We start from the raw sequence: 9,608 nt of genomic DNA on the forward strand, positions 1-9,608 counted from the left end.
GTTGCGCCCGCCCGGCCGTTTCCCCGCTCCGCCAGCGCTCCGCGGCGAAACGGCCTGTCGGTCGTCGGGCGGGCCCGCTGCGCTCGCTGCACTCGCTCCGCGTGCCCGCCCGTGCCGGGGGCCGGGCTTTGTCTTCCGGCCCGGCGTACAACCGACTCTCGCGCGCGTTTTGTGATGAAACTTCGGTAGTCTCGGGTACGTGGCGCTGCCCCGCACCTACGAGAGCCAGAACTGCTCGATCGCCCGCGCGCTGGAGATCGTCGGCGATCGCTGGACGCTGCTGGTCATCCGCAGCGCGTTCGAGGGCGTCCGCCGGTTCGACGACTTCCAGGACGCGCTCGGCGTGGCGCGCAACGTCCTCACCGACCGGCTGACCCGGCTGTGCGACGAGGGGATCATGCGCCGCGTCCCGTACCAGGAGCGGCCCGAGCGGCACGAGTACCGGCTCACCCGCAAGGGCGTCGAGCTGTGGCCGGCGATGATGACCCTGCTGATGTGGGGCGACCGCCACTACGCCCCCGAGGGGCCGCCCGTGATCGTCGGGCATCGGGGCTGCGACGGCACGCTCACGCCCCGCTTCACCTGCGACTCCTGCGGCGCCGCCCTGGGGCCCGGGGACGTCGACCCCCGGCCCGGCCCCGGCGCGTAGCCGGATCCCGGCGAAGAATCAACGCACCGTTCACCGGATTATGGGTTGCTTGACGAAACCCACTGCGGTCCAATGGGTTTCATGAAGCAACTCAATGTGCGCAGCGTCGCCCACATTGCCGCGCCCACACCCGAGGACGTGCGGATCCGGCCGTACGGGGTCACCGACCACGACCGGCTCGTCCGGATGTCCGACCGCCTCTCCGGCAGCAGCCTCTATACCCGGTTCTTCTCCGGCACGCCCCGCATCCCGGACCACTACGTCGCCGCCATGGACCGCCTCGACCACTGGGACCGCGAGGCCCTCGTCGCGCTGGTCGGCGGCGAGATGGTGGGCATCGCGGAGTACGTCCGCGACGTCCGCGAGCCGTCCCGGGCGGAGATCGCGGTGCTGGTCGCCGACCCGTGGCAGCGCTGCGGCCTCGGCAGCCGCCTCGTCGGCCACCTGACGCACCTCGCCGCGCGGCGCGGCGTCACCGAGTTCGGCGCCGACGTCATCCTCACCAACCGGGACGCCCTGCTGTTCATCCGGCGCGGCTGGCCCACCGCCCGCTCGCGCACCGAGGAGGGCGCCGCCCGGTTCCGCCTTCCCCTACCCCCGTCCATGGCCGCAGCGCGGCTCTGAGAGCCGGGCAGGGCACGTCAGGCCTTCTCGGCCCCGGCCAGGAGGCGCCGGCGTTCCGGGGTGTAGTGCCACCAGGGGCGGCCGGGGCCGCCCTCGGCCTGCTCCACGGCGGACATGACGGTGTCGAGCAGGCACGGGTCGAGGCGCTGCCCGTACGCGGCGGACATCCGTTCGTACAGCTCGACCGGGTCGCGGCCCGCGAGTTGCTCGACGCGGGTGATGCCGATGCGCTCGAAGTAGCGGGCCACCGCCCGGCCCACGTTGACCAGGCCGGTGAGATCCGATTCGGCCATGCCGTCCCCCTGCCGTCTTCGCGGTCTTCCTCCAGGTCAGCGTAGGCGGACGCGGCTCGGCGAGGCTTGCAGGTTTCGGACATTCCATATGAACACATGTGTCTGTATGATCGTCCCCGCCTCCCGCCGCCGTCCGAGGGGAACGAGGCCGTCCCATGCCCAGCATGATCACTCGACGAGGCCGCACGGTGGGCGGCGCGCTCGCCGGAACCGTCGCCGCCCTGGCCCTGGCCGCGGCACCGGCGCACGCCGACGACACACCGCCGTACGCGCTGCCGCCGCTCGTCCCGGCGGGCCCGGCCCACGACCAGAACCTCGCCGCCGAGGTGAACTACTGGACGACCGACCGCATCGCGCAGGCCGGCTTCAACGACGACTCCGGCAACGAGAACGGCCAGGGCGCCGACGCCTACGCGCCCACCGGCGGCTGGGACGCCCTCAGCGCGCCCTGGGGTTCAGGCGGCCTGATCTCGCGGACCGCCGGCAAGCTCCTCGTCCACATGCACAACACCAGCAACAGTTCCGACACGCAGTCCGTCTCGTGCTCGGCCAATGTGGTCACCAGCGCTAACCAGAGCGTCATCACGGCCGCCGGCCACTGCTTCCGCGTCGACTCGAACGTCGGCCTGACCGGGACGTACGAGGCGGACAACGCGGTCTTCATCCCCGGCTTCAACGGGGCGGCCCTGGCACGCCACGTACCCGGCGGCACGCCCGGGACCACGCTGCCCGGCCCCGACGTCGCGCCCTACGGCGTCTGGGGCGTCACCCAGGCCTGGGTCACCTACCAGTGGCACGTGCACTCGAACTGGACCCTGGGCGCCGACGTCGGCATGGCCGTGGTCGCCAAGCCCGGCGAATCGCAGCCGATCGGCCAGGTGGTCGGCGCGCAGAACATCGCGTTCGGCGACAGCGGCAACCCGAAGCAGCTGTACCAGTTCGGCTATCCGAGGGACAACATCCGCAACTGGTACTGGGGCAAGAACAACGACGGCACCAACGCGAGCTACGGCGTTCCGGCGGCCCAGCGGCGCGGCTATGACGGACGCACCCTGATGTACGCGCACAGCGGCGCGTCCATCGACGACGCGCAGCTCGGCGACATGGGGCACGACATGCCGTCGGCCATGTCGCCCGGCTCCAGCGGCGGCCCGGTCCTCACCGGCTTCGACCCCGCCACCGGCACCGGCACCCAGATCGCCGTGACCTCGCGCTTCACCAACTCCACAGGGGACGCCCCCTGGTACCTCTGGGTCGCGCCGTCCTGGCAGGTCGGGCCCTGGTCCGTCACGCAGGGGTTCGGCGCGCAGAGCAAGGCCGTCTACGACCTCGCACAAGCCGCGACGCCGTAACGACTAGGACGGTTTGCGGGCGACGCCGCCGTAGAGGCCGACCTTGTCGGGTGGCGGGACCGGGCCCTCGGGACGCCACGCCGTGATGTAGCCGACGCCCGGTTCGACCGGGACGAGACCGTCGAAGAAGCGGGCGACCTCCTCGGCCGGACGGGGCGTCACCTCGGTGCCGGGCGCCTTCCGGGTGTACTCGTCGGCGGCGTCCACGCCCCTCGGGTCGGCCTCCGGGGTGCCGTGCGAGAGGACCAGGTACGAGCCGGGAGCGAGGGCGTCCACCAGTTCGGCGACGACGGCGTGCGGGTCGTCGCCGTCCGGGAGGAAGTGCAGGATCGCCACCAGCAGCAGCGCGACCGGCTCGTCCAGGTCGAGGGTGCGTGCGGCGCGCTCCAGGATCGCGGCGGGATCGCGCAGGTCGGCGTCCACGTAGTCGGTCGCGCCCTCCGGCGTGCTGGTCAGCAGGGCCCGCGCGTGGGCCAGCACCACGGGGTCGTTGTCGACGTAGACGATCCGGGACGACGGCGCGATCCGCTGCGCGACGTCGTGCACGTTGTCTTGGGTCGGCAGGCCCGTCCCGATGTCGAGGAACTGCCGGACGCCCGCCTCGCCCGTCAAGTACTTGACGGCCCGGCCGAGGAACGCGCGGTTCTGCACGGCGACCAGCCGCATGCTCGGCAGGATCCCGACCAGCGCCTCGGCCACCTGCCGGTCGGCCTCGTAGTGGTCCTTGCCGCCGAGAAGGGCGTCGTACACCCGCGCCGGGCTCGGCCGGGACTGGTCCACTCCGTCCGGGACGACCATCCGCCGATCGTAGCCGCGGCCCGGTGACGGCTCCAGGCCCGGCCGGGAACACGGTCGTGACCCGGGTTGATGCGGACCCGGCGCGTCGACCTACGATGACCCGCATGACCCAGAACCTGCTCGGCGGCCCTCCTCCGACGGAACTGCCGGACAACACCGAGGCCCGCGAGGCGCTGGACGGCGGCGTCGACCCGTTCGAGGTCGCCGCGCGCCACCCCGACTACCCGGGCGCCTGGGCCGAACTGGCCGACCGCGCCTTCGCCAAGGGCAGCGTGATCGACTCCTACGCGTTCGCCCGCACCGGCTACCACCGCGGCCTGGACCAGCTGCGCCGGGCCGGGTGGAAGGGCCACGGCCCGATCCCCTGGGAGCACGAGGCCAACCGCGGCTTCCTGCGCGCCCTGCACGCCCTGTCCCGGGCCGCCGCCGCCATCGGCGAGGAGGACGAGGCCGAGCGCTGCCGCGCGTTCCTGCGCGACAGCAGCGCCACCGCCGCGGACGCGCTGTCCGCCTGACCCACGCGTCGCACGCGTACCCGGCCGGTGAGGTGCGGTTTTTTTAACGGCCGGGTACGGGTACGCTTTGATCGCAAGAGGCCCCTTCGCGCTTGCGGCGACCGGGGCCTTCGTCGTGGGAAGGAAAAGTGGCATGCCTGCCATCGTTCTTGTCGGTGCCCAGTGGGGGGATGAGGGCAAGGGCAAGGCAACAGACCTGCTCGGGGGCGACGTCGACTACGTCGTCCGCTACCAGGGCGGCAACAACGCCGGCCACACGGTCGTCATCGGGGACAAGAGCTACGCGCTGCACCTGCTGCCGTCCGGGGTCCTGTCGCCGGACGTCGTGCCGGTGATCGGCAACGGCGTGGTGATCGACCCGGCCGTCCTGCTGCAGGAGATCGACGGGCTGCGGGAGCGCGGGATCGGCTGCGAACGGCTGCTGATCTCGGCGGACGCGCACCTGATCATGCCGCACCACCGGGCCCTCGACAAGGTCACCGAGCGGTACCTCGGCAAGGCGCGGATCGGCACCACCGGCCGCGGCATCGGCCCGGCCTACGCCGACAAGATCAACCGGATGGGCATCCGGGTGCAGGACCTGTTCGACCCGAACATCCTCACCCAGAAGCTCGACCTGTCGCTGCGCGAGAAGAACCAGGTCCTCACCAAGGTCTACAACCGGCGCCGGATCGAGACGGGCCCGATCGTCCAGGAGTACCTGGCGTACGGGGAGCGCATCCGGCCGTTCGTCGCCGACACCACGCTCGTGCTGAACAACGCCCTCGACGACGGCAAGGTCGTGCTGCTGGAGGGCGCGCAGGGCACGCTGCTGGACATCGACCACGGCACCTACCCGTTCGTGACGTCGTCCAGCCCCACGGCGGGCGGGGCGTGCGCGGGCTCCGGCGTCGGCCCCACGAAGATCACCCGCGTGATCGGGATCCTGAAGGCCTACACCACCCGCGTCGGCTCTGGACCGTTCCCCACCGAGCTGCTGGACGAGTGGGGCGAGTACCTGCGCAAGACCGGCGGCGAGTACGGCGTCACCACGGGCCGCGACCGGCGCTGCGGCTGGTTCGACGCGGTGATCGCCCGCTACGCGTCCCGGGTGAACGGCATCACCGACTTTTTCCTCACCAAGCTGGACGTCCTGTCCGGGCTGGAGCGGGTCCCGGTGTGCGTCGCCTACGACGTGGACGGCGAGCGCGTCGACGAGCTGCCCGCCACCCAGACCGACTTCCACCACGCCAAGCCGATCCTGGAGTACCTGGACGGCTGGCAGGAGGACATCACCGGTGCGAAGACCTTCGACGACCTGCCGAAGAACGCGCAGGCGTACGTCCGGGCGCTGGAGGAGATGTCGGGCGCGCAGATCTCCGCGATCGGCGTCGGCCCGGGCCGCGACCAGACCCTCTCCCTGCGTTCCCTGGTGTAACACCTGAACCCCCGTTCCCCCCGCCCTCACCGAGCCTCCACCTGGGGTTCGGTGACGGCCGGTACCGTTCCCCCGGTGATCAGCATCGGGGGGACCGTCGAGCTGCACGGTCATCGGGGGGCGCGCGGGCTGCGCCCCGAGAACACGCTGCCGGGCTTCGCGCACGCCGCCGAGCTGGGCGTGGACGTCATCGAGCTGGACGTCGGCCTGTCCGCGGACGGCGCCGTCGTCCTCGGCCACGACCAGGTGCTGTCCCCGGCGAACCTCGCCGACACGGCGCCCGCCTGGCCGGACGACCCCGCGTTCCCGTACGTCGGCAAGCCGGTCAGGGAGCTGACTCTCGCGCAGCTCAAGACGGTCGACGCGGGCGTCCGGCAGCGCGACGACGCGTTCGCGCGCACGCAGCGCCCGCTGCCCGGCACGCCGATCCCCACGCTGGCGGAGGCGTGCGCGCTCCTCGCGCCGACGCGCGTCGGCCTCGCCGTCGAGCTGAAAACCGATCCCGGCTGGACGGACGAGGAGGTCGAGCTGTTCACCGCCGCCGTCGCCGGCGTCCTCGCCGCCGCCGGGATGACGTCCCGCAGCCGGCTCCTCGCCTTCGACTGGCGCGTCCTCGTCGAGGCCCACCGCAACCACCCGGGCCTCCGCCGCACCGCGCTGATCGAACGCAAGACCCTCGTGCCGGGCACCCGCTGGCTCGCCGGCCTACCCCCGGACGACCCGGTCGCGGCCGCCGCCGCGATCGGCGCGACGGCCCTGTCCCCCGAGCACGCCATCACCACGCCCGGCCTGGTCGAGGACGCCCACGCCCTCGACCTCCCCGTCGCCGTCTGGACGGTCAACACCCAAGAGGACATGACCCGCTTCATCAAATACGGCGTAGACGCCATAGTCACCGACTACCCCGACCGCATGCCCACGGCCGCACGGAGACCCGAACCGTCACGCGAGCGCGTTATCTGAGCGGTGGGGGCGAAGCCGAAGGCGAGCCCCCACCGCGAAGCTCGCGAAGCGAGTTCGCGCTCGCCCAAGCACGGTCAGGGTGCGAGCCGCCAGGCGAGCGCCCTGGGCCGGGCTTGCAATAGTCACAGCCAGCCGTTGCGGCGGAAGCCCCGGTACAGGGTGAGGCAGATGAAGGCGATGGCCCCGACGATCATCGGGTAGCCGAAGTGCCAGTGGGTCTCGGGCATGAAGTCGAAGTTCATCCCGTAGACGCCGGTGATCGCGGTCGGCACCATGAAGATCGCGCCCCAGGCCGAGATCTTGCGCATGTCCTTGTTGTCGGTGACCGTCACCTGCGTCATGTGCGCCTGCAGGATCGGGTTCAGCAGCTCGTCGTAGGCCTCGACCTGCTCGCGGACGCGGGTGAGGTGGTCCTCGACGTCGCGCAGGTACTCCTTGATCTCGGCGGGCACGAAGCGGCGGCCGGACAGGTTGCGCAGCGGCCCGGCGAGCGGCCCGACGGCCCGCTTGAGCTGGATGACCTCGCGCTTGAGCCGGTAGATGCGGCGGGCCTCGTCGGTGCGCTCCGGCGAGAACACGGCCTCCTCGACCTCGTCGATGTCCTCCTGGACGGCGTCGGCGACGCAGACGTAGCCGTCCACGACGCGGTCGGCGACGGCGTGCAGGACGGCGGCGGGGCCCATCGCGAGGCGGGCCGGGTCCTTCTCCAGCTGCCGGCGGACGGGGCCGAGCTCGCCGTGCGTGCCGTGCCGGACCGTCACCACGAAGTCCGGGCCGCAGAAGATCATGATCTCGCCGGTCTCGACGACCTCGGCCTCGTCCGGGCCGGTGGAGACGTAGCCGACCGTCTTCATCACCACGAAGTGGACGTCGTCGTAGCGCTCCAGCTTGGGCCGCTGGTGGGCGTGGATGGCGTCCTCGACGGCGAGCGGGTGCAGGCCGAACACCTCGGCCAGCTCCGTCAGCTCCGTCGCCGACGGCTCGTGCAGCCCGACCCAGACGAAGCCGGCGCTGTCGCCGTCGGGGGTGAGGCGGCCGTCGCGGATCAGGCGGACGGCGTCCTCGACGGTGGCGGTGGACGCGCGGTGGCCGTCGATGTAGGCGGCCCAGTCGATGACGGCGGAATCGCGGGCGCGCCCCTGTACCTGTGCACCGTGGGTTCGCCCGCGGGCCTTGAACAGCGACTTGGTGGCGCGCGCAGGACGGACTCGTGTCATGGCCATGAGGTGCTCCTAACCCGCCGGCCACGCACGCAGGGGCGCGCTCTACCCGTTCTGATCCAGCGGGCCCGAGGGGCGCCGCGTCAGCGTGGGGAGCGCGCGAGAGCGATGGCCGGACGCCAGAGGAAGGCGGACGGATGGACAGTCCTGCCCGGACTGTGAGGGTTCTCCGGCGAACTGCAAGTATCACCAGGACTCATCCCGACCACCTCCTTTCACGCACCTCGACCACGGGGCGTCAAGCCCGTCGCAGCTTACCAGCCGACATTTAAGACGCCGGGCCGTTCGGCGAGGTTCACAAGGGACGCGTGTGACGGCCGCCTCACCCGGGCCCGGCGGCGTCCGCGACACCGGCCGGCACCGTCCATAACGCCTTTCCGCTCGGGCCTTATGCCCGCCTTCCCGCCGTCCACACCGAACCGCCCGGGCCAGTAAGCTCGCGTGACGTGCGAGTACTCGTCCTTGGATCGGGTGGCCGCGAGCATGCGCTCGCCCGCGCCCTGCACCGCGACCCAGCCGTCACCGCCCTCCACTGCGCCCCGGGCAACCCGGGCACGGCCGAGATCGCGGACAACCACCAGCTCGACCCCTGCGACCCGACGGCGGTGACGGAGCTGGCCGCGCGGCTCGGCGCCGAGCTGGTCGTCGTCGGCCCCGAGGCGGTGCTCATGGCGGGCGTCGGCGACGCGGTGCGCCGCGCCGGCATCCCGTGCTTCGGCCCCGACAAGGAGGCCGCGCGGATCGAGGGCTCCAAGGCGTTCGCCAAGGAGATCATGGCGGCGGCGGGGGTGCCGACCGCCGACTCCCGCGTCTGCGAGACCACCATGCAGGTGGAGGAGGCGCTCGACGCGTTCGGGGCGCCGTACGTGGTGAAGGACGACGGGCTCGCCGCGGGCAAGGGCGTCGTCGTCACCCGCGACCGGGACGTCGCCGCCGCGCACGCCGCCGCGTGCGGCCGCGTGGTGATCGAGGAGTACCTCGACGGCCCCGAGGTGTCGCTGTTCGCGCTGTGCGACGGCCAGCACGCCGTCCCGCTGCTGCCCGCGCAGGACTTCAAGCGCGCCTACGACGGCGACGAGGGCCCGAACACCGGCGGGATGGGCGCCTACACGCCGCTGCCGTGGGCTCCGGACGGCCTGGTGGACGAGGTGATGTCCCGGGTCGTCCAGCCCGTCGTGGACGAGCTGAGGCGGCGCGAGACCCCGTACGTCGGGGTGCTGTACGCGGGCCTCGCGATCACGTCCCGGGGCGTGCGGGTGATCGAGTTCAACGCGCGGTTCGGCGACCCGGAGGTCCAGGTCGTCCTGGACCGGCTGGCGACGCCGCTCGGCGTGCTGCTGCAGTCCTGCGCGATCGGCGGCCTCGACCCGGAGACGGCGCTGGAGTGGCGGCCCGGCTCCGCCGTCACGGTCGTCGTGGCGGCCGAGGGGTACCCGGCGGCGCCGGTGAAGGGCGGGGAGATCACCGGCCTGGACGAGGCGGCGGCGGTCGACGGCGCGTACGTGCTGCACGCCGGGACGAAGCTCGGCGCGGAGGGGCGGCTCGTCGCGGGCGGCGGGCGCGTCCTTAACGTCGTCGGCACCGGCCCGGACCTCGCCGCGGCCCGCGCCACCGCCTACGAGGCCGCCGCGAAGGTCGGCCTGCCCGGTTCGCACCACCGCACCGACATCGCCCTCAAAGCCGCCCAAGCCTGACCAATCCAGCCAAACCAGCACACGGGCGGGCCCGCGGAGCGAGTGCAGCGAGCGCAGCGGGCCCGCCCGACGACGGGCAAGGT

10 protein-coding genes are annotated in these 9,608 nt (G+C 72.3%); 7 read left to right on the plus strand and 3 right to left on the minus strand.

Going from position 1 to position 9,608, the window contains the following annotated elements:
• Positions 1-199: 199 nt before the first annotated feature.
• Together AB0C78_RS30525 and AB0C78_RS30530 are read left to right on the plus strand one after the other, a co-directional pair.
• Complete coding sequence (locus AB0C78_RS30525; protein ID WP_360754462.1) at positions 200-649, plus strand: helix-turn-helix domain-containing protein; 450 nt, start codon at positions 200-202, stop codon at positions 647-649.
• Between the two features lie 81 nt (positions 650-730).
• Positions 731-1,273, plus strand: coding sequence for a GNAT family N-acetyltransferase (locus AB0C78_RS30530; protein ID WP_360754465.1), 543 nt, complete (start codon positions 731-733; stop codon positions 1,271-1,273).
• A gap of 17 nt (positions 1,274-1,290) precedes the next feature.
• Here AB0C78_RS30530 and AB0C78_RS30535 read toward each other — a convergent pair whose 3' ends face one another.
• Positions 1,291-1,566 (minus strand): helix-hairpin-helix domain-containing protein, encoded by a 276-nt coding sequence (locus AB0C78_RS30535; RefSeq protein ID WP_360754467.1) that lies wholly within the window; start codon positions 1,564-1,566, stop codon positions 1,291-1,293.
• 164 nt (positions 1,567-1,730) lie between these two features.
• On the opposite strand from AB0C78_RS30535, the gene AB0C78_RS30540 reads away from it, so the two are divergent.
• Positions 1,731-2,918 carry a hypothetical protein gene (locus AB0C78_RS30540; RefSeq protein ID WP_360754469.1) on the plus strand — a complete coding sequence of 396 codons (1,188 nt, stop codon included), beginning with the start codon at positions 1,731-1,733 and terminating at the stop codon, positions 2,916-2,918.
• Positions 2,919-2,921: 3 nt separating this feature from the next.
• On the opposite strand, the gene AB0C78_RS30545 is transcribed toward AB0C78_RS30540, so the two are convergent.
• Positions 2,922-3,716, minus strand: coding sequence for an SAM-dependent methyltransferase (locus AB0C78_RS30545; RefSeq protein WP_360754471.1), 795 nt, complete (start codon positions 3,714-3,716; stop codon positions 2,922-2,924).
• A gap of 95 nt (positions 3,717-3,811) precedes the next feature.
• Between AB0C78_RS30545 and AB0C78_RS30550 the strand changes: the two genes are divergently transcribed.
• The 3 genes from AB0C78_RS30550 (at position 3,812) to AB0C78_RS30560 (ending at position 6,611) form a co-directional block, all read left to right on the plus strand.
• On the plus strand, positions 3,812-4,231 hold the full coding sequence (locus AB0C78_RS30550) for a DUF3151 domain-containing protein (RefSeq protein ID WP_151543077.1): 420 nt from the start codon (positions 3,812-3,814) through the stop codon (positions 4,229-4,231).
• Positions 4,232-4,364: 133 nt separating this feature from the next.
• Positions 4,365-5,648: an adenylosuccinate synthase gene (locus tag AB0C78_RS30555; protein ID WP_151543078.1), complete on the plus strand. Its 1,284-nt coding sequence runs from the start codon at positions 4,365-4,367 to the stop codon at positions 5,646-5,648.
• A 75-nt stretch (positions 5,649-5,723) separates the two neighbouring features.
• Positions 5,724-6,611 carry a glycerophosphodiester phosphodiesterase family protein gene (locus tag AB0C78_RS30560; RefSeq protein WP_360754475.1) on the plus strand — a complete coding sequence of 296 codons (888 nt, stop codon included), beginning with the start codon at positions 5,724-5,726 and terminating at the stop codon, positions 6,609-6,611.
• Between the two features lie 122 nt (positions 6,612-6,733).
• Here AB0C78_RS30560 and AB0C78_RS30565 read toward each other — a convergent pair whose 3' ends face one another.
• A complete protein-coding gene (locus tag AB0C78_RS30565) occupies positions 6,734-7,834 on the minus strand; it encodes a magnesium and cobalt transport protein CorA (RefSeq protein WP_360754478.1) in 1,101 nt (366 codons plus the stop codon).
• 443 nt (positions 7,835-8,277) lie between these two features.
• Between AB0C78_RS30565 and purD the strand changes: the two genes are divergently transcribed.
• Positions 8,278-9,525 (plus strand): phosphoribosylamine--glycine ligase, encoded by a 1,248-nt coding sequence (gene purD / locus AB0C78_RS30570; protein WP_360754480.1) that lies wholly within the window; start codon positions 8,278-8,280, stop codon positions 9,523-9,525.
• The last annotated feature ends 83 nt before the right edge of the window (positions 9,526-9,608 follow it).

Origin of the sequence: Actinomadura sp. NPDC048394 (genome assembly GCF_040651755.1) — a bacterium.
GTDB classification, from domain to species: Bacteria; Actinomycetota; Actinomycetes; order Streptosporangiales; family Streptosporangiaceae; genus Spirillospora; species Spirillospora montaniterrae.

What these genes read in the sequence shown, in the direction of transcription:
- AB0C78_RS30530 (WP_360754465.1), top strand. Translation starts at nt 731, where the DNA reads ATGAAGCAACTCAATGTGCGCAGCGTCGCCCACATTGCCGCGCCCACA.
- AB0C78_RS30535 (WP_360754467.1), bottom strand. Translation starts at nt 1,566, where the DNA reads ATGGCCGAATCGGATCTCACCGGCCTGGTCAACGTGGGCCGGGCGGTG.
- AB0C78_RS30540 (WP_360754469.1), top strand. Translation starts at nt 1,731, where the DNA reads ATGATCACTCGACGAGGCCGCACGGTGGGCGGCGCGCTCGCCGGAACC.
- AB0C78_RS30545 (WP_360754471.1), bottom strand. Translation starts at nt 3,716, where the DNA reads ATGGTCGTCCCGGACGGAGTGGACCAGTCCCGGCCGAGCCCGGCGCGG.
- AB0C78_RS30550 (WP_151543077.1), top strand. Translation starts at nt 3,812, where the DNA reads ATGACCCGCATGACCCAGAACCTGCTCGGCGGCCCTCCTCCGACGGAA.
- AB0C78_RS30555 (WP_151543078.1), top strand. Translation starts at nt 4,365, where the DNA reads ATGCCTGCCATCGTTCTTGTCGGTGCCCAGTGGGGGGATGAGGGCAAG.
- AB0C78_RS30565 (WP_360754478.1), bottom strand. Translation starts at nt 7,834, where the DNA reads ATGGCCATGACACGAGTCCGTCCTGCGCGCGCCACCAAGTCGCTGTTC.